This window comes from Trichococcus ilyis, from assembly GCF_900109135.1.
Taxonomy (GTDB): domain Bacteria; phylum Bacillota; class Bacilli; order Lactobacillales; family Aerococcaceae; genus Trichococcus; species Trichococcus ilyis.
Map to the genome: position 1 here is coordinate 1 of NZ_FNYT01000029.1, position 23,537 is coordinate 23,537.

21 protein-coding genes are annotated in these 23,537 nt (G+C 39.6%); 17 read left to right on the plus strand and 4 right to left on the minus strand.

Annotated elements, in window-relative coordinates:
• The coding region (locus tag BMX58_RS11860) for a helix-turn-helix domain-containing protein (protein WP_113649407.1) at positions 1-232 on the minus strand (232 nt) is incomplete at its 3' end.
• 45 nt (positions 233-277) lie between these two features.
• On the opposite strand from BMX58_RS11860, the gene BMX58_RS11865 reads away from it, so the two are divergent.
• The 5 genes from BMX58_RS11865 to BMX58_RS11885 all read left to right on the plus strand — a co-directional run bounded on the left by BMX58_RS11865 (position 278) and on the right by BMX58_RS11885 (position 5,758).
• The gene (locus tag BMX58_RS11865; protein ID WP_068624294.1) at positions 278-1,561 is read left to right on the plus strand and encodes a restriction endonuclease subunit S; all 1,284 of its coding nucleotides are present in this window, start codon (positions 278-280) and stop codon (positions 1,559-1,561) included.
• Positions 1,562-2,052: 491 nt separating this feature from the next.
• A complete protein-coding gene (locus BMX58_RS11870; RefSeq protein ID WP_068624292.1) occupies positions 2,053-3,021 on the plus strand; it encodes a CBASS cGAMP synthase in 969 nt (322 codons plus the stop codon).
• Complete coding sequence (locus BMX58_RS11875) at positions 2,996-4,693, plus strand: ThiF family adenylyltransferase (protein WP_068624290.1); 1,698 nt, start codon at positions 2,996-2,998, stop codon at positions 4,691-4,693. Before BMX58_RS11870 ends, BMX58_RS11875 begins: the two co-directional genes overlap by 26 nt.
• Positions 4,656-5,150, plus strand: coding sequence for a Mov34/MPN/PAD-1 family protein (locus tag BMX58_RS11880; RefSeq protein ID WP_068624288.1), 495 nt, complete (start codon positions 4,656-4,658; stop codon positions 5,148-5,150). Before BMX58_RS11875 ends, BMX58_RS11880 begins: the two co-directional genes overlap by 38 nt.
• A complete protein-coding gene (locus BMX58_RS11885) occupies positions 5,132-5,758 on the plus strand; it encodes a Cap15 family cyclic dinucleotide receptor domain-containing protein (protein WP_068624286.1) in 627 nt (208 codons plus the stop codon). Before BMX58_RS11880 ends, BMX58_RS11885 begins: the two co-directional genes overlap by 19 nt.
• A 59-nt stretch (positions 5,759-5,817) precedes the next feature.
• Here BMX58_RS11885 and BMX58_RS11890 read toward each other — a convergent pair whose 3' ends face one another.
• The 3 genes from BMX58_RS11890 to BMX58_RS11900 all read right to left on the minus strand — a co-directional run bounded on the left by BMX58_RS11890 (position 5,818) and on the right by BMX58_RS11900 (position 7,881).
• A complete protein-coding gene (locus tag BMX58_RS11890) occupies positions 5,818-6,489 on the minus strand; it encodes a Fic family protein (RefSeq protein ID WP_084254006.1) in 672 nt (223 codons plus the stop codon).
• Positions 6,490-6,676: 187 nt separating this feature from the next.
• Positions 6,677-7,021: a hypothetical protein gene (locus BMX58_RS11895; RefSeq protein ID WP_068624282.1), complete on the minus strand. Its 345-nt coding sequence runs from the start codon at positions 7,019-7,021 to the stop codon at positions 6,677-6,679.
• A gap of 32 nt (positions 7,022-7,053) precedes the next feature.
• Positions 7,054-7,881, minus strand: coding sequence for a ParA family protein (locus BMX58_RS11900; RefSeq protein ID WP_068624280.1), 828 nt, complete (start codon positions 7,879-7,881; stop codon positions 7,054-7,056).
• 1,945 nt (positions 7,882-9,826) lie between these two features.
• Between BMX58_RS11900 and BMX58_RS11905 the strand changes: the two genes are divergently transcribed.
• From BMX58_RS11905 to BMX58_RS11960, 12 genes are all read left to right on the plus strand, one after another.
• Complete coding sequence (locus BMX58_RS11905; RefSeq protein WP_068562559.1) at positions 9,827-10,960, plus strand: replication initiator protein A; 1,134 nt, start codon at positions 9,827-9,829, stop codon at positions 10,958-10,960.
• A 68-nt stretch (positions 10,961-11,028) separates the two neighbouring features.
• Positions 11,029-11,460 (plus strand): hypothetical protein, encoded by a 432-nt coding sequence (locus BMX58_RS11910; RefSeq protein WP_068562558.1) that lies wholly within the window; start codon positions 11,029-11,031, stop codon positions 11,458-11,460.
• 399 nt (positions 11,461-11,859) lie between these two features.
• A complete protein-coding gene (locus tag BMX58_RS11915; protein WP_068562557.1) occupies positions 11,860-12,474 on the plus strand; it encodes a helix-turn-helix domain-containing protein in 615 nt (204 codons plus the stop codon).
• A gap of 17 nt (positions 12,475-12,491) precedes the next feature.
• Positions 12,492-12,791, plus strand: coding sequence for a hypothetical protein (locus tag BMX58_RS11920; RefSeq protein WP_068562556.1), 300 nt, complete (start codon positions 12,492-12,494; stop codon positions 12,789-12,791).
• A 24-nt stretch (positions 12,792-12,815) separates the two neighbouring features.
• A complete protein-coding gene (locus BMX58_RS11925; protein WP_068562555.1) occupies positions 12,816-13,079 on the plus strand; it encodes a TrbC/VirB2 family protein in 264 nt (87 codons plus the stop codon).
• 78 nt (positions 13,080-13,157) lie between these two features.
• A complete protein-coding gene (locus tag BMX58_RS11930) occupies positions 13,158-14,867 on the plus strand; it encodes a coiled-coil domain-containing protein (protein ID WP_068624278.1) in 1,710 nt (569 codons plus the stop codon).
• A 22-nt stretch (positions 14,868-14,889) separates the two neighbouring features.
• Positions 14,890-17,565 carry a VirD4-like conjugal transfer protein, CD1115 family gene (locus tag BMX58_RS11935; RefSeq protein WP_131814093.1) on the plus strand — a complete coding sequence of 892 codons (2,676 nt, stop codon included), beginning with the start codon at positions 14,890-14,892 and terminating at the stop codon, positions 17,563-17,565.
• Between the two features lie 14 nt (positions 17,566-17,579).
• Complete coding sequence (locus BMX58_RS11940; RefSeq protein WP_068624274.1) at positions 17,580-17,978, plus strand: hypothetical protein; 399 nt, start codon at positions 17,580-17,582, stop codon at positions 17,976-17,978.
• A gap of 64 nt (positions 17,979-18,042) precedes the next feature.
• Positions 18,043-20,589, plus strand: coding sequence for a pLS20_p028 family conjugation system transmembrane protein (locus BMX58_RS11945; RefSeq protein WP_068624272.1), 2,547 nt, complete (start codon positions 18,043-18,045; stop codon positions 20,587-20,589).
• 66 nt (positions 20,590-20,655) lie between these two features.
• Positions 20,656-20,985 (plus strand): hypothetical protein, encoded by a 330-nt coding sequence (locus BMX58_RS11950; protein ID WP_068562550.1) that lies wholly within the window; start codon positions 20,656-20,658, stop codon positions 20,983-20,985.
• Positions 20,985-21,566: a hypothetical protein gene (locus BMX58_RS11955; RefSeq protein WP_068624271.1), complete on the plus strand. Its 582-nt coding sequence runs from the start codon at positions 20,985-20,987 to the stop codon at positions 21,564-21,566. The genes BMX58_RS11950 and BMX58_RS11955 overlap by 1 nt, the downstream gene beginning before the upstream one ends.
• 2 nt (positions 21,567-21,568) lie before the next feature.
• Positions 21,569-23,536: a VirB4 family type IV secretion system protein gene (locus tag BMX58_RS11960; protein WP_068624269.1), complete on the plus strand. Its 1,968-nt coding sequence runs from the start codon at positions 21,569-21,571 to the stop codon at positions 23,534-23,536.
• Position 23,537: the final 1 nt, after the last annotated feature.

Genomic DNA, 23,537 nt, shown 5'->3' on the forward strand with positions numbered 1-23,537 from the left:
TCAGATGCGGATACTCTTGAAGCCAAGCAACAATCCAATCCTTGTATGGGTCCAATTTCTTCTTCCTCGAACTTAATGAATTGACCCATTCGAAAGCTTCTTCCGGTGTCTTCTCCATGTAGTTATAAACCGTTGTGCGGGATACCTTCAACTGCTTTGCGATTTGTTGGATGGAAAAGCCCCGCTCCTTCATCTGTTGAATTTCCAAATATAACATTAACTTCTTCTTCACCTTTCGTCCTCCAATAACCTAAGATACCTTTAAAAGTATACAGGATTGGAGATATTCTTTGGTGAAAGTGTTCAATCTTATTCATCGAAAACTGTTCAATTTAGTTTAGCACTGACAAGCGTTGGATTTGGTAAATTCTTAGAAAAAAATTACAAGCATATTTCATATGAAACATTCAATAAATTGAATTGTACGGAAATAACAACCAATGATTTACTTATAAACCGTCTCATAGGTGATAAGATGCTTGTGACATTACTTCCAGAAATAAATGGGAAAAAAATAACATCAGTGGATGTTTGTATAATGAAACCCAACCAAGAAGTCTATGATTCGCGATATATGATGTATGCCATGATGTCACCATTATTTCAAATGCAAGTCATGGCTAAATCTTCCGGTACAACAAGAAAAAGGATAAGTAAAAATAACTTGGTAAAATTATTAATTTCCTTCCCACCGCTCGAAGAACAAAAACGTATTGTCGCAAAAATTGAAGAAATTTTTGCGATTATTAATCAGATCGGCACCAAAAAGGAAGAGGCGCTGTCTATCATCCGAAACATACGTCAAACAGCTCTTCAAGACGCCATTAGAGGTGTTTTAGTGGAGCAGGAAGAAAATGATGAACCAGCTTCAGTTCTATACGAAAAGATACAGGCTGAAAAAGAACAGCTGGTTATAGAGAAAAAGATTAAGAAAGAAAAACCATTGCTGGAAATTGATAAAAATGAAATTCCATTTGAAATTCCGAAAAATTGGAGATGGACTAGATTGGGAGACTTAGGTTTTTTTAAAAAAGGCCCATTTGGAAGTGCATTAACCAAAAGTATATTCGTAGAGGATTCGTTAGAATCTATAAAAGTATATGAGCAAAAGAATGCTATTCAAAGTGATTGTACGCTGGGAGAATACTTTATAACTAAAGACTACTATGAAGAAAAAATGGCATCTAATACAGTTATGCCCGGAGATATAATAGTCAGTTGTGCAGGAACAATTGGTAAATCGTATATTATCCCAGACGGTGCAAGATTAGGAATTATAAATCAAGCCTTAATGAGGATTCGGGTTTATACAATTAATAAACAATATTTTAGATTGATTTTTAATCATGTTATTCATACTGATGGAGCTCAAGGAAAAGGTTCCGCCATCAAAAATATACCCCCAATGAAAGTGCTGAATAATTTATTAGTCCCTCTTCCTCCACTCGCGGAACAAGAGCGTATTGTCGAAAAAATCGATGAAATCATGGCGATTTGTGACCAAATGGAAGCTATTTTCGACGGATCTTCAGAGGTAAAGGAAAATTTTAAAGTAGTATAAAACGAAATATCCCCTCCTTATTCTTTGAAGAGGGGTTTTTCTGTCTATTCTCAGTAAGAGGTTACTGTTTTTCTTACGATTTTTAAATAATTTCCTTAAACACCCTAATTTCAGGAGAAAAAATCCCAAACTAGTCCTTTTTATGAAGTAGCTATGAGCAGATATGAAACATAATGCTTAGTGCTTCAAATAGAAGGAGTCTTCATTCTTCTGGAAGAAATGATTCTCAGAGATACCCTGAATTTTATCAAGAGATTTTACCCTGAATTGTCAGTTAATTCTGAGAACCCTATGTCTGTTCTAAGCACATATACACGAATATGATTCAGAAAAACATCTTACCTATAGGAATGCGCTACATCTAAAAATAACCATATATAGACATCTAAACAAAAAAAGCAACTATATATAGTAGATACTTGGATTTCACACTGTTATAATAGGACCAAAGGAATAATCTGTACTTTAAAAAATGGAGAAGAGGAATATTAATGAATGACTTGTCAAATTTATTTTCTGCTTTCAATAAAAAAATTGTTTTAACGGATACCTACAAAGAAAATATACGCAGGGGTAGAGAGGCTTTAAGGGAGAAAATCAACGCTTCTTATATCGATAATGGTTTATCAGCACCAAAGCACAGCTCACAGGGATCATTTCACATGCATACTGCCATTATGCCAAAAGAAGAGGAGGACTTCGATTTGGATAACGGTGTCTATCTTCAAGGCTATGCAACCGATCAAACTAATTGGCCAGCCCCACGTTCCGTACATGATGATATCCTCTCCGCAGTAAAAGGGCATACAAAAGATATTTCTGACAAAGATACTTGTATACGGGTGAATTACCAAGACAACTACCATATTGATTTACCTATCTATATTATGGGTAAAGACGACACAGGGAACGACGTCGCTTATCTTGCGCACACTACAAAAGACTGGCAGATAAGTGACCCTAAAGCTTTATCAGATTGGTTTACGGAGAAAGTAAAGGAACATGGAAAAGTGCTTCGGCGAACCGTAAGATATTTAAAAGCTTGGACACACCATAATTCAATTAATCTGAAAGGAATCACCATCACTATTCTTGCGTCGGAGTGTTTTTATTCAGATGATAATGACTCCCTTATTTTACTCGGAACCATAACGAATATCATCGATCGCTTGGAAGATGATTTTACCTGCTATAAGCCTGTTCGACCGAAGAATGAAGATCTTCTCTCCAGTTATACCTACAACGAACAACAAACTCTACTGGAAGATCTGAAAACCCTAAAGAACAAATTTAATGATGCTATATATGACTCCCCAAACGAACGGGAAGCTTCTGAAGTATTGAGAGAATTATTTGGCAGCAGATTTCCTTTGGGAAACAGGGAAAATAAAAATGGCGAGGATTACCTAAAAACAAATCAACCGGAAAGTGTGGGTGGAAAAAATAGACATTACGCTTGAAGAGATTAATCAAATATTTCAAGAAAATGGATATCACTCGGTTATCACTGATAACAAAATCGAGCTTTCTCTCGATATAAGGGAAGAAGAGGTGAAAGTAGAAGTAATTATCCCTGAAGACTATCCATTTTCTTTCTTACAAGTTTACCTAAAGGAGAAAAGTTCTTTAAGTTTTGAGGTTGCTCACATGATTGTAGGTAACCGCCTATGCCTATTTGAAGAGGCTTCCGATAGGCATGACTATAAAAATTATTCTCAGATTGCTGTAGAAACTTTGCAGCGGGCACAAGTACTGTTGGAAAACTCCAAAGAAAAAGGTAACCTCTCAGAATATCCCTATGAATTTCTGGACCTTTGGGGAAACAACCAGCCCACGAAAATCTACTCGATGCTGGAAGATTATAATTCGCCTACTCTTTTAGATTCCCATTTTTTTGAGACTAGGAATCAGGATATATGCATGGTAGTCAAGAGTCCCCACGTGAGTGTGAAATCAATCGTAAATCTTTCTGACAATCTTTCGCTTGTTACAAAAAAATATTGCGAAGTAGCTGCCTATTTACCAGTGGAAGAAACAACATTGGGGAAACCCATTGAGACTATTCAAGATTTATACCAGTTGTTAAAATATGAGGCCTGCTTTCCCTTTTTTCTCAATTTCCTACGCACGCACCATTCTCCTTCCAAATTTAATTTAATTATTTTAGGAATTAAAAATGAGGAATTGCCGGTTAAGAGTTTAGTGGCTCTAACTATCCCCAGTATGGTATTCCCAAAAGGAAGGGTAAAAAAGGAAAAAGCTATGAGGGGAATTATAACATTCAATCGAGGGAAAAGAGTCACCCGCTTGAGTGTAGAAGACTTGTCTCATGTGAGGGTTCTAACTCGTGGAGGAGAGGGTATTCCAGGTAGCGATGCTAAAACAGCCTATGTAGTAGGTTGTGGATCGCTAGGCAGCTTTCTGAGCAAAAGTCTCAGTGATACAGGGGATTTCTCCAAACTTATCCTGCATGATAATCAATCACTAAAAAGCGAAAATATCGGCCGACATTTGTGCGGCGTGGATAATATGGGATATCCCAAGTCACTAGCGGTCGCTAGCAGAATAAATGCTAACTATCCATCTATAAAAATTGATACCTATACCCACAGTTTTTATCGAGAACTTCTCGGGAAAGACGAAAACCTGACCAAAGAAGAATATAATGTACTAGTAATTGCGACAGGAGACGAAAATATCGAGGAACAAATTATTCAGTTCCTGGAATCCGGAAAAATAAAGAGACCAACCATAATAGCATGGGTAGAACCATTTTTGGTAGCAGGACATGCCCTGATCTTGAATGACAGGATTGACGAAAAAACAAAAGACTATATTTTCGATTCCGCAGGAAATATTAAAATTGGAATTACTAGCAATCCTAATCAGTATTCGCGGGCGGAGGCAGGATGTCAAAGTCGTTTTATGCCTTATTCTGGATTTGATATGCAGTTATTTACACAAAATTTAGTAGACTATCTAATCAATAGAAAAGGGTTAGAAAAAAACGGTAATTATCACTATTGTTGGATTGGTAAAATGAAAGAGGCACGCCATAATGAAATGGATATCCTTCCCAAATGGAGACACCAAGATGATCGATCAGTATCTATACGTAGAATTGATGAATAAGCAATCTTTTCCTTACGCTCTTTGTATCCAAAAATCAGCCTTAGATAAAATTGAAGAAGAATATAGCCATGCACGGTACTGGGAAACGGGAGGAGTTCTCTTTGGAAAAATTTCCCGAAATCGGAAGACTATTTTTATCGATAAGGCGGAATCTATTAAAGGTAAGAAACTCTTCTCTTTAGCATATATAAGAGATGGCAAGAGAGCGCAAAAAATCATAGATAGTCTATGGCAGGAAACTCAGGGAGAATTAAATTATTTAGGAGAGTGGCACACTCATCCCAATATCCCTCCCACCCCTAGTCAGAGAGACAAGCTCACAATTTTGGAATTAACTGCCGAAAAAAAGAGCAACTATTTTCCTTATACAATTCTCCTTATTATGGGGAAAGACAAGAGGTTAACGGTGACCATTTCAACCGAGAAAGGAGTAATTGAATGCACCCCTATTCTGTAGAAAGTATGATTAGAAGCTCTATTAAACTTTATTCCATAACCTTATCTGTTGTAATCTTCTTAATTCTTGAAGAAACAGGCGTTATAGAAAAGCTCATTAACATTCAAGATACTTACCCAGTGATCTCTGAATTATCTCGTTTTTCATTATTTTCTATTGCATTTACCCCCTTTATAATTTATAAAACTCTATTTCTTCTCTTCGATAAATGGTTATGGAAATGGTCTTTCATCAGTAAATGGACAGGGATTCCCAATTTAAACGGTTCGTATAAAGGAATATTAATTTCTAGTTTTGATAAAGAAAAGCAGATAGATATGGAACTATGCATTTCTCAAACCTTTACACATATCAGCTTTGTATCAACTTTTGGAGATTCCAGTTCCAATAGTTCTTTAGCCCGAATACTTAGGGATAATGATCTTATCACCTGCCTCGACTTCATCTATGAGAATCAAAGTGATGATTTTAATGTAGAATCTGGACATCATACAGGTGTTAATCAATTAACTTTCAATAAAAAGAAAAATACACTATCAGGACGCTACTTTAATGACAGAGGAACTCAACCTAACAAAGGTCGCATTAAATTACAAAGAATAAACTAGAGGTGGCACTTTCCTTGACAGGAAAGTGCCACCTCTAGTTACTTTAGAACCTATCATTCCTAAAAATTTATTTGTTCTTTTTTCATATTCTCAAATGCTTGCATACGCTTCTGCTCTTTTGCTAAAATTTTGTTGGCAAAAGACATAAAGCCTCTTAAATCTTGTTTCGCTAGTAATTCAATATAAGTCGCTTTGGTTTCCTTCTCAATAATCAAAGGCGGGAATCCTTCTTGTAGCAATGAATAGTTCATTAGCATACGACCTGTACGTCCATTCCCATCAGAAAACGGATGGATCCGTTCAAATTGAATATGTGCATCTAAAATGCTCTCTAATTTTTCTTCTTCAGTAGCTGCATTCTCCAGCCGGTATTCTAGGTTATCCACCAACTGTTGAATAAGAAATGGCGTTTCCCCTGGTGTAGCTGTTTGGAATTCTGCACCTATAATCAGATTGTCGTTTTTTTTGAATTGGCCTTTATCATATTGAAGCCTATCGGTTAAATCGGCGTGGATTTCTTTGATAATGAACACAGAAAGTTTATCATTATTCTCTAAATGATCCATTAGGTTAGAAAAAGCTATTTTATGATTTTCAATTTCGTAAAATTCATGTACAGTTGCCCCACCGCTAACGGGCAGTGTGCCATTCAAAATAATCGAAACAGTCGCAGGCAATGATATCGTATTTCCTTCTATCCCTGCTGAATGGTGGGCAAGACGCACTAGCATGTCATCTAAATAGTCTTGTGGTATTTTTTTTAGAAATCCGCTCACAAAGACAACCCTCCTCTTCTCCCCATAATGTTAAAATGTTATTTACCATTTTAACACCATTCATTTTCTATCTTTTCTAAGTTCATGATAAATATTTTTCGAATTTATATAGGGCCTAACCTATTTGTAGTGAAGTTAAACTTTATTTTTTATTCTTACGATTATAGACTTCGATCAATGTCTTTAATTCTCGCCTTTCGTCGGTGGTCAGAGAAGCTTCGTAATTATCTAGTAAGGTTTCCAAAAGCTCATTTACACTATCCATACCAAAAGAAGTTACAATTGCATTGAGTCTGTTAGAAGTCATAGCAGAACACCGGATTGTGGTTGTTTTTTCGGAAGTTTTTATTCTCTTAGGAATAACTTTAGCTTCTGGAGTAGCGTCCTCTGTAACAGTATATATTGAGTTTCTATCAAATATTTCCTTAGGTTTAATATCCGCTCCCCTTTGAAGGGAAGAATTCTTTTTAATCAGTTCTTTTGCCATATTTTGATTCTCCATTCCTAATGTTGGGGGGATTACTTCAATTCTTTCTGTTGTAATCTTTCTAACATTTCTCTGGTTACCTTTTCGTACAATTCCGCTACTCGTCTATCATGCATATCTGCTTTTGAGTCTAATCGAGAATCGACAATTCCGATAATATCATAGCGTTTTAGACGTTCCATATTTTTAACCAACGTTTTGAAGATATTTTCTGAACCAAACTTATTATGGGCAACTTCTAAAGTAGATTCATCTACTTTAGAGTTGTTCTTCAATAACACTGGAAGAACCCCTAGAATGTCAAAGTCAGCATGATAATTATCAATCAGCTCTTGTAAATAAACAACGTAAGCCTCAGCCCCCACCAGAGAGCGCTCCTGAGTTTGAAGTACGATTATCGTATAATCAGAAGCAAATAAAGCAGAATCTGTATATGAACTTAATGTTGGTGGAACGTCCACAAGGACAAAATCATATTCTTCTTTTATTTCTGACAGCAGTGTATTGAAGTAGGTCACTCTTCCAAATTGATTATTAGGAAATTTCTTTTCGAGAAATAATGGGTAAGACGTAAAGTCAGCAAAACTAGGTAATAAGAACAGATTTTCTTTGATATCAATAATAATGTCAGATAAATCTCCTTCTGCTACAGCTGACATAAGTGTTTTATCAAATGTTACGATATTATTAGTTATTCTTTGCTTTGTTCTTAAACATAAAGCAGTGGCATTAGCTTGAGGGTCTAAATCAACCAATAATGTTTTGTATCCTAGGTTAGACAATGTGTAAGCAATCATTGCGCTGTTGGTCGTCTTACCAGTTCCCCCTTTAAAGTTTCCAAAAGTTATCACCTTACTCATTCAACACTACCTCCTCATCATCTACATGTAGACGAGTCTACATCTGTGTATTTCTACTATATACTAACTATATCTCCATGTCAAAATACAAATAACAAAATAGTCTACAAATCTACATGTAGATTTGTAGACGCATATACATTTTTATTCAATAGTCTTCAAAATAACCTAACAGGCGCCTATTATAAGTCATTTAGGACAGGTTACATCTACACGTCTACATGTAGATTTGTATACATGTAGACGTGTAGATGTGTAGACATGTAGGCGCGTCTACATGTAAAACTAAAGATGATTACATGTTCGATGAAATATATCCCTGTAGTTATTTTGAAATACTCCTACTTAGAATAGAATCTATTGGTAATGAGCACATCCCACAACTAGGATCGCGTAGTTTAAATTGCCTAACATAAGAGAATCATCTTTTTAGGTTCTCTTATGTTAGGCATCAGTATGAAATACCGAGTATTAATCGAAGGAGTGTAATGAAGTAGGAAGGGTTAATGACTCAATTGTCTCTGTTGAATGAACACCAAAACACAGTTCGCATTGCCCTTATTAAGTGCCCAACAACTAGCGTCTATACATTTTTGAGCCAATGCAAGTCGATCCGAAAACAAAAAACTAGTCACTAAAATATCTAAGCCACTCCAACCAAATAGCAATCAGCAGATCACACGGTCTGAATGTAGTGAAATGGCGTGGTTCAAAAGATAATACAGGAATGAACTGAATAAATATAAGGACATTGATTCTGGTTTATTTAGAGGTTGATATCCTACCGGTGCGTGAACAATCAGCCTGATTACTTTTTACTGCCAATTTTTTTAAATGAGATGGTTCGTTCTTTTCCGTTTTCGTAAATAGTTCAGGTGACATGGGAGGAAGCAGCGAATTTGGATTTCAAAAATTTTAACTATAAGGAAAATACCTTTATTATTTATTTCAATGAGTCACGACAATTATTGAGCGTGGAATTGACAAAAAAGAACTTTCGAGCAGGTTTGTAGATATTTTTTTGATTCATAAATGCTTGACTCCTGCTCTGTTAGTAGTCTTTCCAAATCCGCATATAGCCCTTCCCTCTCCTAACTATTAAAAAAAATTTTGTAGAACCTAATAATTTATAATGGATTTACCCTCCATTATAAATTATTAGGAATGCAGTTTTAAAATTTCCAAACGTTATCACCTCAACGTTCAATACTAATCCTACATGGTCTTTATGTATACGTGTCTATGTCCGTACACTCATACTCTATTCTACGCATTTCACCTTGTCTAAACATAAAAACCAAACCCGTCTACCCATCTACAAATCTACACATCTACATGTAGACGTGTAGATTTGTAGACGTATATACACGTCTACAAATCTACACATCTACACGTCTACTTTCAAAATATAACTTGATCACTAAAAGGATTTCCTATAAACCCCAATTTAACAGTGTTTTAAAATATTTTACTAATCCACCCGAAGTATACGAATCTACAAGTAGACGAGTCTACAAATCTACTTATCTACAAATCTACCCATCTACATGTAGATGGGTCTACAAATCTACAATTTCACCAAAAATCGCTTACACCCTTATAAAATAAGCCTTTACAGTTATTTTCTTTTGAGATATCTTTAACTCACCTCAAGTATTAAATAAATGGTAGCACGATACTATCCTTAGTAATTTTAAATTTCTAAAACAAATAAAAACTTTTATCAAATTAAAAGTTTTTATTTGTTAAAAGTTTTTATTTTGTTAAAATATAAAAAAATACAAAAAAAATCCCCTACCCACCTGTCTTAGGAGTAGGAGTAGGGGAAGTTTCTAACTTCGCAACTTCAGTATACGATAATTTTATGTTCGTGTAAATACGGATACCTTTACTGATTCGAAACTTCCCTTACTACATTTTTTTGTTTGAGAAGGGAAATTTTTCTATGCAAACCCATAATCTATTTTTTACGCTGCAAGAACAATACGGCATGAAGTACTACCAAATGCCAAAAGTTTTTTTCACGAATGAGAAATACAAAAAGCTTTCTAACGATGCCAAAATTTTATATGCTTTGCTGCTGGATCGACTGCAGCTATCTATCAAAAATAAGTGGATTGATTCTTCGGACTCACTGTACTTTGTCTACACGAATCAAACATTGTCAGAAATTTTGAATGTGTCGCCTCGTAAAATCACCAATATCAAAAAAGAACTGATGGACGCGAATTTGTTGAGTCAAGAACAAAAGAAATTCAACGCACCCTTTCGGTTATATTTGATGAAGCCAGAAATCACAGTTGATGACATTTATCAGATTAATCAAGCTGAAACGGGAGAAGATATCCTAACTGTATCAAAAGATTCTGAGTCCGAGAGTGCAGAATCTCCCAGTGTAGCAAATTCTGCTAGACTGGAAAAAACACCGTCAAATCAAGATCAAAACAGTCTAGCAGAATTTGCTAGACTGAATAAAACAGCGCCAGATCAACCTTTTCACAGTGTAGCAGAATCTGCTAGTCCAGTGTCGCAGATTCTGCTACCTAATAAGACTTATATTACTAATACTAAACATAAAGATAATAAAGAGTATAAAGATCAACGCGTCGCGGACGTTTTACAAAACCAGGCATTCAACCATGCTTTTCAAACACCTCCGGAAAATACGGATGCTTTTATGATTGAACAAGCGATTCAAGAAAAAGAGTTGGTGGAAACATACGGGGAGCGCTTTGTAGAAATTCTCGTGAAATACGTCCGAGAGGACTATAGTCTGTTTTTAGAAACCATTGAAACCGTCGTTCAAGCTACGAAATCTGCAGAAAAAGAAAGCGGGAAGCCCCTTGGAGTCTATTTCTTTGCAGACACGAGTGCATACAGTCAGGACCTGCAGGAAGGGTATTTAACCACGCTGTATAACGTCTTGCGCCACTTGCGTACAAATGCAACGATTCGCGATCCAAAGGCTTACTTTTTTATCAGTTTCAAGAAACTGGCGCTACACTGGATTGAAATCATAGCGTTAGACGAATCACCAACAGAAGAGGTCCCTACTTTCGCACTCAATTTTGACGTGTAAGAGACCTTTAAAAATATCAAAGCAGGCGCGCAAATGAGCAGCTGTCCTGAAAAGTAAGGGGAAAGAACATGCCAGACAACATGCCAGACAATCAGATACTCAATCAAATTAAGAATGATCCTGAACTAGCGCAACAAGTAATGAATCATTTGTTAACGGAAGGAGAACTATTTTACGAAACGTTAGACGCCGATAAACCACTCCGGCAAGAATTACTCACAGAAGTACTGGAACGTTACTGTCTGTCTCAAGCAGAGTTTGCAGAAAAAACAGGTGCAGAAAATGCGCGGATTACCCGTGATGTAAGTAATGGAATTTTAACTCCTGTGCACATATTTGGAGATAAAAAATATTACTATACCCGCTTATTTTGGAAAGAAGATGTTAAAAATTATGCGAAATACGTGGAAGTGACCTCATACAAATCGGCCCGAAAAGTGAAGGAAAAGCTGATAGAAAAGGCAGAAGAACGCGAAGTAAAGCGGAAGACAAAAGAGTAGTATATTACAAGAAAAATCGTTTGTGATTTCAACCAGTTGTGCTATAATAAACCTATAGTGAAATGAAAAGTTTTCATGAGAATAAAAGTTTTTTTGAATGAAAACTTTTAAATTGCTCTTGTGACAACTAAATACCCGAAAGGGAAGGAGCGTATGGAGCTCTTGAAAAATCCTATGTCGGTCGGAGTGGACGGACTATTGGCGGTAGAAACCGCCTGCTATGCTCTAAAAGATATCGTTCGAGAAAACGACGGTCGGAGGGATCCAGGGGGATACCCGCAATAGCAACATTAGGTTTATCCGTTATTTCTCGCACAACATGAGCTACATCTTTGCCAGGATTCTTGTTGTTCACGCAAGCGAGCGAAGACGAAGCGCTTAATACAGCCGAGTGGCTGTTTGCGAGTAAATGCCGGAAGCATCTCTACGAAGCAGAAGGAGGGGAAGAAGATTCAGAATACTCTTGAAACGGTACTGCGTAACCGGAAAATGACGTATGACGAACTGGCAAAGCAATGCGGCATGACCTACAATGGCATAGCCAAGATTGCTAAACAGCAGAATCGGTCAATTCAGTATGCAAGTGTCGAAAAAATCACGAAAACATTGAATATCACAGCCAATGATTTATTGGGATACTTCTATAGCCTACCGGAACCACAGATTGAGATTACGGACATTTACCGACTTTCAGAACAAAATCACCAGGTTTTCAAAGTCAATTGGCAATTGGAAAATTATGGTTTGGAAATGCTTTTTACCGTTATTTTGGGACAAAACGCTACCGAAATTACTGAAGTGAATTTTTGCGTAGATGACATTCGCGGAGCCCATAGCGAAGACTTTCTTTACGCCTTGTTTCAAAGCGGTAAAGAAAGCTTTCAACAAGCAATGGCAGCCTCTATTCAACGGATGCTACCAGAGGAAGCGCAACATAAAATGAATAGCTACAAGGTTGTTTTCTCATGCATGAAAGAGAGCAACCTTTTTTTTATTACTTATTGCGAAATTTGAAGAAAGGAAGGGATCCCATGACCATTGCATTAGACACCCAGGTAGCCAATCAACTCTATAAAAAGCAACTCGCCCTGGAAGGGAAAAGTGTCAAAGCTTTTGAAGACGAAATGCTTCAAGAAGCATTAGGAAAGCTTTTTGATCGGACTTCAACGGAGTATAAACTGTTTAAAGCCGTCATTTTGGATTACCACAAGCAAGAAAAAATAAACAAACGCCTGGCAGAGCAACTACAGAATCCAACGCAAATCGTTCCACAAGTAGCGCTGTTGGTTGAAGCCGATATGCCTACACCGAAAGAACAAGTAGATAATTAATCCAAGAACGTAGGAGGAAATACCATGATACTTCAATCTATTCTTTTAACGAGCAATTTACAAAGTAGTTTGAACCAAGCTACGGGGGATATTACAAATTTGCTGCAAGGTATCGGAATCGGCGTACTGGTTGTTTTTATTGCCATATTAGGATTTAAAGTAGTTACTGGCGGCAGAGAGGGGCTGCGTGAAGCGAAAAGCTCTGTGGTGGGCCTGATCATTGGGGCTGTTTTAATCTGGGGTGCAGGAGCCCTTGCAGAATGGCTACAACAAATTTCGAATTTTTAAAAAAGTGAATAGCGTATAAACGGGACTGAAGGAATACCAGAAGAGTCCTTTTTTATTTGCCAAGAAAGGAGGAACACTATGCTGTATGTTACGTATAGCCATATGCCGAAGGCGTTTAAACGCTTTGTGGGGAAGAACCCGCGTGAGGTTACGTTATTCGAAGCGGAGAGTCAAATGAAGGCCTATCAGGCCGTTCAAACCAGTTCGTTTTTTGAAATGCCCCAATTGGAAATTAAGCAAACGGATACGGAATCTTCTTCTGCACTGTTGAAGTTGGAATTGAAAAGTAATGAAGTGCAACAGGAGTATTTTTCATTGGCGTCCTACTTGGAAGAATATTTCCTCTCAAATCATATGGATTTTCCTGATTTTGAGAACCTGCAAAAAGAATTGCTAAAAAGTATCGGACCAGAAGTCACAGTGCGGAAGAAAAAAGAAAGTAAACGCTGGCTCCCTGCATTCAAGAAAAAGGATCCGGATCAGGAAAATCTTTCAGAGACACTGCAGGTTGTGAAGGAATATGATTTCACCCAAGATTTCACGGAAGCAGAGTGGGCGTTAGCCGAAAGTGAGTTGGAAGATACAGAGCAGTCTGAACGACATCCGGAGAATCTGACAATAGAGAGCGAAGAGGAAGGACCTTCAAAAAGGAATAATCCGCAGGATGTCGCTGTAGCAGAAATAGAAATCCGGGAAGAAACCCCAATAATAGAATCAGGGTCCCTTTTTTTTGAAAAAGAGCTATTGTGGGCAATCCGTCAGAAAATAAGCGGTTGGCAAACGGTTCTGGCTGATTCCGAACAAAATGTTTACGAGAAGCAACTGGCGCAGTTTCATTTGGAACGGGAACAAGAGAAAGCACAGCTATTAGAAAATATAATGCTTTCTCATGAACGGTCATTCGCGTATTTTCAAGCGGAAAAAACAGCTGAATTGGAAAAGATTTTGGAAGGGAAAGTAACGGCGTTCCGGATAATGAAGGAAAAAGAATACGAGGAAATTCTGCAAAATGTGGAAGCGCGAGCGAAAGAACAGTACGCGGAAGAAAGACACCTCTTCCTTCTTAGAATTGAAGAAGAACAACAAGAACAGCAAGCTATTCTGGAACGGAATTATCGATATGCCCTTACCCAGTTGGACGATCGTTTGAGAGAGAAGGAGCGGATCAAAAAAGAGGAATTGGCCGAAAAAGGGAATTCATTTTTGACACAAGAATATGCCAGAAGAAAAGCAGAGCTGGAAAACACCATTCAAGAGGAAAAGCAGCGATTAAGGGCGGCACTTCTTGAAGCGTTGGCAACCAGCCAAAAGGAAGCAAAAGAAGAGCTGCTCAAAAAACGTCAGACGCTCTTGACAGAGTTTGATGATCAGACAGCCGCAGAACTTTCCACGAATAAAGGGAAATGGCTGGAAGAATTTATCGGGATGGAACGGGAAATCCAACAAACAGAAAAAAGCAAGCAATACCGAATCAAAGCGGAAACCTATCGCTTAAGGGCACAGGAACACTTGGAAGAAACTTTGCGAGAAAAAGACCTGCAAATCGCTGCTTTGCGTGCGGAAGTGGATAAGGTAGAAAAAGAGTACCAGTTATTTATGGCAAAAACCCACGCCGAGCAAGAGCGCAAAGAAGCGAATTTAGAAATGTATGCGAAAGAAAAAGAAGAACTGAATCATTCCTTCAAAACCTTCCTGGAAGTCAATAGTCAGAAACAAAAAGCGGGTATGGTACTGAGTGCGTCATCGTTCTTGATTATGGTTATTGTCCTTCTATCCACATTACTGTAAAGAAAGCGGGGGTGAATCGTTTTTGCGAACAAGACCATCTACATTTTCAAAGGATCGTTCGAAAGAAGGCAAACCCAAAGGGTTATCTGCCTACCTGGGGAACTGGGGTATGATTTTCTTCGTTGGCGTCACAGTTTTTGTGGTTTCAGCCATCGCTGCTACGTTTCTGATTGAAACGGTCACACGGTTGTTGTTGTTTGTTACAGCTCCCGATTTTCAGTTGTTAACCGGATTTTCGGGTGTCAATTGGACTACTTTTATCAACGCGAGAAATTTTTATCCGGATACAAGAGGGGTCACATGGCTGCATTGGGGAAGTTATGGCCTTGCTTTCGGGGTAGCCCTATACACCATGTTTAAGCTGCGCAGCAGATATGGTACCTTGAATCGCAATCAAAAAGGCGACAGCGCCTTAGCAACGCTGGAAGAGATTTCCCGTACCTACACAGCGGTTCCAGAAAAGAAAAAAGAATGGGATGGCTTAGGTGGGACGTTGATATCGCGGGTAAAGGACACGGTGTTTGTGGACGAAAGCACACAAAACACCGCGATAATCGGGACCTCCCGATCTGGGAAAGGGGAATTGCTGGTTTTTCCTATGATTGACGTGAATTCTCGAGCCAGCGCGAAACCGAACTTGGTAATCAACGATCCAAAAGGAGAACTATATACGGCGAGTTATGAGACGTTACGAAAAAGAGGCTACCGCGTAGAAGTGCTGAATATCCTGAATCCAATGGAGGGTATGAGCTACAATCCACTGGAATTGGTGAAACAAGCCTTTGAAAAAGGGGACTATGCGGAAGCACAGAAGAGAACAAAAACATTGACGTTTTCTCTCTACAACAACCCCAATGCGAAGGAACCTTTCTGGGACAATTCCGCACAAGCGTTAGTCTCTGCGATTATCTTAGCGTTATGTGAAGAGTACTATGACGCGGATAATTACCATCCGGAGAGGATTACGTTGAAAAATGTAGCGTCTTTCTTGAGTGAAATGGGATCAAAAAATTATTCGAAAGACGGCGGGAAGACGGAAGTCAACGCCCTGGACGAGTATTTTGAAGGATTGCCGCCTACCAGTGTGGCCAAACAGCAATACGCTACCAGTAATTTTGCCAAAGGGAATACCCGCGGTTCGATCTTTTCGGTGGCCAGTTCAAAACTGGAGATTTTTACAGGAGATGCCATTGCAAAATTAACGAGTATCAATTCCATTGATATGACGCGTGTCGGATTTCCGAAACAAATTCATTTGCGGACCGATATCCGCTTGAAAGGACAGGATTTTGAAGTCCTTTTCTACCGAAAGAACCAAACCCAACCTTTTGGAAAGGAAATTGGGCGTGTAGAAGCCGTCTCCGGTCCGACAACCCAATGTGGGTTACTCCACCTTCATTTTGACTACGCGTTAGCAGATGGGGATCGGATCCAGTTTGTGCCAAGAGATAATCCGGATCAAGCAGTTACGTATAGCTTCCAACGTGTTTCAAAAGGGCACAATCAGTATGGGAAAGAAGAGTTCGAAGATTTTGCGCACATGCAGTGGTGTGAAGACGTATCGGAAAAAGAGAGAGCCATTCAATCCCTGGAAGTTTTGTATATCACAGATTCGTATGCCGTCTTCATGGTCGTGCCAGATTATGACTCATCTATGCATGTTATCTGCTCGATTTTTGTCCGGCAGATGTATCAAACGTTGAGTCAACTGGCCACGATTACCCGGGGTCAGAAATTACACCGACGCGTGCAGTTCATTTTGGACGAATTCGGAAACATGCCGCCCATTGAAGGAATGGATAGCATGCTGACTGTGTGTCTTGGCCGGAATATCCTGTTTGCCCTGGTCGTGCAAGGATACAACCAGATTGACTCGTTGTATGGAAAAGACAAAGCGACGTCCATAAAGGACAATTGCCAAAACCACTTATACATTTTTACAACGAACAAAGAGACGGCAAAAGAAATCAGTGAGAAGATCGGCTACCGCACCATTGAAATCGATAGTCGTAGCGGGAAAGTGTTGGATTTGGATTCCACTCGCACCACGAGTGTGGATCGGCAGCCGTTACTTTCCGAAAATAGGCTCATGCAGCTACAGGAAGGCGAGATGGTTGTGATTCGATCGATCATGCGACGAGACAAGAAAGGACGCGATATCCGACCCAAAGCGATTTTCAATACAGGAAAAACCCGTATGAAATACCGGTATCAATACTTAGCGGAAGATTTTGATACGGAAAAAGATCGTCATGAATTACGTATTCCTTCGTTGCATGCAGAGTTGCAGTTACACGCGCTGCAAATGGATTATGAAGAACTTCAAAATCCGCAAAGAATGAAAATCAGTACCGGGCAGCGGAATGAAATCAAAATGATACTTGATACCGTATTTCTAAATGGGACGATTAGTGTCTTTGATCGAAAAAATAAGAATTTATCAGCAGAGGAAATCAAAGGACTAATCGCCTCGTTCGTTCTGGAGCAGGATAAAGTAGATCGGGACGGAAATCGATTGACGGTGGAGAATATCGCGTATGATATTCAAAATATTCTAAAAGGAAAGCCGCTCGAATATATTGATTTGGATTCGTTGCTGGAGGAAGAAGATTTTGAAGAAATGGATTTTGATGAGCAATACATAAAACCTGAAACTAAAAAGCAAAAGATAGCGTTGGGGTTGAGAACAGAGACTTGAAAGGAGTGAGCAGTGTGAAAAAAAGAATCGGATATGTTTTATTGTTATCGTTGTTTTTCCTGTTCGCGGCTTGCGGCACAACAGTGAAAGATCCGTTAGAGCTCGTGGGGAAAACGTTCAGCGTGGAAAATTTACGGACCAATAAAGATTATGCGACTGTAACTTTTACGGCAGAAGAGGAAAAGATTTATGCAACAGGATTAGCGGAAAATGGTGAAACATTAGCATCAGAAGTAGTGGAAGTAGCAGAAGAACCAGACGAAACGGACTATTACTTGGTTGAATGGGGAGAGAAAACATATTATGCAGGACGAATAGAAGATGATGTATATTTTTGGTTCACGCATAATCCTGATGAAATCGGAAGCACAGCAAAAAACGAGTATGTTTTGAAATTAACTGAAGAAGATTAAAAAAGAGAAGTGGTACTAAATTGAATTTAGTGGAACCACTTCTTTTTTTGAAAGGAGCTATAGCATGACTCCAAAAGAAATACTAATGCAGTATGCTGACTTATTTAAACTGAGGTCCATACCTGCATGGATTTTCCGCTATGTTGAACAATTCTTATTTCGCTTATTGTACGGATTGGCAAATGGTATGGAGACGATGGTTAACCATCTGGCGAGCATATTGGCCTTTTTTAATCAGCCGGAAGTTCAGGATTTTTACCAGTATTTGGCATTGGCAAGTTTTGTTTTCCTAGCGATTGCCCTTATGTTTCAGGGATACAATTTTATTCTCGGGAAAAGAAAAACTGTTTCTGATTTATTCCGTAATACGGTGCTGGGAGTTCTATTCATTATCGCCATTCCATGGACTATGACCCAATTCTTGACTATCGCAGATGCCAGTGTTGCGGCTTTAGGTACGGACGAAGAAGGGAACATTATGTTAGCTGCGAACGTCTTGTATGACAATATCACAGATATTGAAATTCTTGCGGAAAGTGGAGAGTGGGAGAACTTAGAAGCCAGAAAAAATCTCTCCCGTGAATTACCTTTTGAAGCACTCGATCTGACTGAAGCAGCAGATAGTGACGAGGACGTCTTAGGTGTCAAGCTTGTTTCAACTGGAGATAGTGTTGTTGATGAGGAACTGGATAATGGTGGTCTATTTAGTTTTTGGGACGAGTATTATTTCCGTTATTCTTATGACTTTTTGGTGATTCTGTTGGAGTTTCTTTCGCTGATTGTCATTTACATATTCTTTTCGTTCAAACTGATATCAGTTGCATTCGAATTGGCTACTACGAAGTTGGTAGCGCCCTTTGCAATCAACACGGATATCGGTACAGGGCAAAAAGCTAAAGTGGTTCTAAAAGAAATGATCAATGGTTTTGCGACGTTCGTCTCCATTTTTTATATTTTGCGGTTATATCAGTTATTCACGAGTTGGATTTTGGCAATGGATCTCTTCGATGTACCCATTCTAAATGCCATGATTATGATTGTTGCGGCATTTGTGGTGATCGATGGAACGAAAACCATTCCTCGTATTTTCGGATTCGACGCAGGTGTAAAAGATGGGCAAGCGACTTTGATGGGCTTATATGCAGGCACACGGTTAGGAGCGGCGTTGGGCCGAGGGACTAAAGGATTGGCCAATGGTATTGGCAACAGCGTGGACTACAATGCAGACAAATTAGGTAAATGGAATGAAAATCGCCAAGAGGCGGGTGGTATAGGAAATCACCTGCAAAACGGTATGCAAGATAAAATGAACAGCTTCAAGCACCCATTGCAAACAGCGCAGAACGCTATGCGATCGAGTGACCTGGCGCACTCATTCGCCCAGGGAGGCTTTCAACAAGGTCAATTGAATGACTTGGCAATGGAAACAGGGGCTACGAAAACAAATGCTGGTAAAGCACTGCAGCTGAATGGAAATGATCCAGAAAAAGCCAAAACCTACTTGCAACAAATGGGCATGACAAACGAAATGGAAGACCCACAAGCAACGGGCGCAGATTCTCCATGGGGGGCAGGATCGGTTGAATCAGATGTGGGAATAGCGGGTACACCATCAGAGAAATCAACTCTCCATACAGACGGGACGGGTAAAAAAGATTTAAATGCGATTTTGGCCAAACAGGGGGGAACCCGTACACAAAGTATGGAGCCTTCTGCTTTAAATGAAAATAAAAATTTTGTCGCCACAACGGGGCTTACCCATACAGGGCAATCCTTGGATTCCTTACAGAAGCACTCTTTCGAAGAAGCAAATACTGATACCGAGAGCGATTCAACAAGCATTGCAGGGGCTGATAGTCATTCATTGGCCCAAAACAGCTCTTCTCAAAGCATAGATCGTGTAAATCAAGGAAATACCTTATCAGAAAGAAATGTTGCTGTAAACGAACGGAATGAAGGGGTGATTACGGAGAGGACAGCACTGACTTCTACTGGAAGTGCAGGCACTAAAGGGCGGATCAATTCGGATGGCACGATCAATGTTCCACGTATGGAAAATCTCTTGTATGAAGAAGACGCTTCCTTCCAACCGCTGGAACCTAATGAAACGTCCACAAATAGCGCAAAATCAAGCTATGAGAGCGTAGAAGTTTCAAATAGGTTAAATAGCTTAGTAGACCGAAATATTGCTGTAAACGTTCAAAATAGCGGAATGGCAGATTCGGTAAATACGCATATTTCCCAAACAACGACGGGTTCACGAAAGCGAATCAATTCAGACGGCACGGTCAATGTCCCCCGTATGGAACAGATCGTAGAGGATTCCCCGGTGGAATCCAATCGCGTTCAGTACGAAACGGATTCTTCCGTCAGAAGGTCCGCACCTATACAAAAAACGGTGCTAGTAAACAGACCCTCAGAACAAACAGACTCAAAGCCGACTTTGCGGTACGTGTTACAGCAAGAGAACTCCGGTCCAAGTACCCCGATCTCAGAATCCATTCTGGAAACTCGCGCAATAGACGGGCGAATACAACCGCGTCAGAAACGAATGGAAGATTCGATAAAACCGACGAAAGACATTCAGAATCGAAATGGGAACCGAAAATAAAGGGCGGAAGGGGTTATTGCAAGCTTTATGCAATTCCGCTTCCTTTTCTGGTTAGGAGGAACAAAGATGTATGAAATTCCAAAAGAGTTGAAAACCGATATCAAGTTATGGGCGGTTTACTCCAGTGACATTCCTTTTTTATTGATGATGTTGCTGCTGACGCTGATGTTGGAAGATTTTTTTACGGGCGGAATCTTCCGTTTAAAGCTAGCCTATTATGCCGTGAATGTCCTATTCACTTTTCTATTTATTACCAAACCGGTGCCGAATATTTCCATTTTTAAGCTGATCACCCATGGACTTCTGCAAGACTTTCGGAAAGTTAAAAGCTTGGATTATCAAAAATATGCCGCAGTCGCTCATTTAGAAGAATGGAAGGAAGAGGAGGCGAACTAATGCAAACAAACGGCAAATCTGCTTGGGAGAATATCAAATCGTTGTTTCAAAGCCCGAACGGGGGGATCAAAGAGATGGCTGATTGGATCCCTTACATTGATCTGACTGCCGAAGGCTATCTTGTGATGCGGGATAGACGATACCAGAACATGGTTCAAATTGAATCCCATGATTTAAACACATTGACTGAGAGTGATAAAAACCGATTGATCGAGGAATTTTCCCGTTTTTTGACGAGTACGAATTTTCCGCAAAAGTATTTGAGTATTCGGAGCAATGTAGACACGTCCGATCAGCGCAATTATTGGGCCAAAATGTATCGGAATGCAAAAAATGACTTACAGAAAAAGCGAATCTTACACACCATCGAACAACTCAAATTTGTAGAAGAAAATGCAACGAACCAGGAATACTATTTACTTTTTTCAGCCACCACAATCCAGGAGCTGCAGCGAGCTGAAAATGAAATCTATATTTTTGGTGGTCAAGCGTTAGGCGCCAAACCGGTCCCGGTTGAAAAAAAGTTGAAGATATTAGATCGGCTAATGAATATGAGTAGTTATGCAGATGGGGAGGAGTGAACATGGAACGGACAATGAAAAAGTCAAAAGCCCTTCAAGCAGAAGTAAATAAAAAAGAGAACATAGCGGAAGTCTATAACAAAGCATTTATGGCTGAAATTCAGCCAAAAGGTGGTCTTGTTTTTGAAGATAAGTACGTCAAAAAAGCAGATGGCTATGAAACGTGTCTGCATGTATACGATATGAAAACAACCCAGAACACCTATTGGTTAAATCAACTTATGCAACGAGACGAAGTGATTGCGGTAATGGACGTGTTGACGGCGGAACGTGACGATATTTTAAAAACGATTGATCGGTCCATAGACGAATTTTACGCCCGCGCTTTGGAAGAAAAAAGTAATATCGAACAATTGGAATCGCAAATGAGCATTTCCACCTTACAGCGAGTGGCCAATGAAATTTCACAAAGAGGAGAATCGATCAAAATTGTGGTGAATCGCTTGTATTTATCAGCAGCCACCCGAGAAGGATTGGACAAGAAAATCAATCGGTTAAAAGGGGAGTTGACCGGACTTGGTTATAAAACAACCATTCTTTTGACGGGTATGAAGGAAGAATGGGACGGCCTGTTTCTTCCGTTGGATAAACAAATGGAAAGTAATTTTACGATTAATGGGAAATACATTCCAGCGCGGTCTCTTGGCGGCGGCTATCCTTTCCACCACAAAAGTCTGGAAGATCCGTACGGCATGTATTTGGGCCGTACCAGTACGAATGGCGTCGTTCTTTTTGATCGCTATATGAATGACAATCGGAATCGAAAATACTCGCATACTTTCTTATTTGGCCAAATGCGGTACGGAAAATCGACTTTGCTGAAAAAGTTATTTGAGGACGACTATAACCGGGATAATTTTATCCGCGGATTTGATAAAGCGGGTGATTTTGAAGAAGTGGTAGCCGACAAGGGTGGTGCGTATATCGATTTGGCCGGGAAAAATGGTCGAATCAATTGGCTGGAAGTATTCTCTACCGCTACGAGATCCGAAAAGGATCTATCCGTCGATCATGTGGCTAGCTTCCATCAGCATATCGCGAAATGCAAGCTCATGATCGGGATGTTGAATAGTGATTTTACGGAGACGGATTTGAATGAGTTCGGACGGATGTTGGCGGCTTTCTATGTAGACTATGGACTTTGGGTAGATACCAACGAGCCAGAGGCGCAACAACAAACGGCTATCGCTGGCAGACCTTCTGCCGATTATCCTATTTTGATCGATTTGTTGGCCTTCATGACACAAAAATATCAGCAGGTCATTGAACGGGAAGCCCCCACGCCGGCCAGACGGGTTCGGATCGAGAAAATCCGCAACACATTGGATAGTATGCTGCAAGAAAATGGGAATATCTTCAACGGCCGGACAACCGTTCCGAATGTCCAGGATGAACAAGTGGTGTTTTATGACATTTCCAGTTTGCAGTCCCTTTCCAGCAATGTTTTCCGGGCGCAACTCTACACGGCCATTTCGATGATTTGGAATGATGCCTTACGGAATGGGCGGAAAATGAAGCAACTGTACGAGAATAATCAAGTGGAATGGGCGCATATTCGGCGCTTCTCGGTGTATTTAGATGAATGTCATAACGTGATCAATCCCGACAACAAAGCTTCCGTAGACTATATCATTCAGTTTCAGCGGGAAATGCCGAAATTTTTCGGATCGGTCTTGTTTGCGACCCAGACAATCGATTCGATTTTGAAAAGTAACCTGGCCAACGATACGAATGAAGCGCTCAAAACCATTTTTGCTCTTTGCCAATATAAGTTTTTCTTTCGTTTGGACCATTCCGAGGTGGACACGGTCCAACGGGTAATCGGGGATGTGTTGACGGATAGCTTGAAAGGTGAGATTCCGAAGCTACAGCAAGGGGAAACCGTACTCACAACGGGCGCAACAGAAGCTTTTAAAATGAAAGTCTTTGTCTCTCAAGAAGAAGTTGATCGGTTTAAGGGCGGGAATTAAG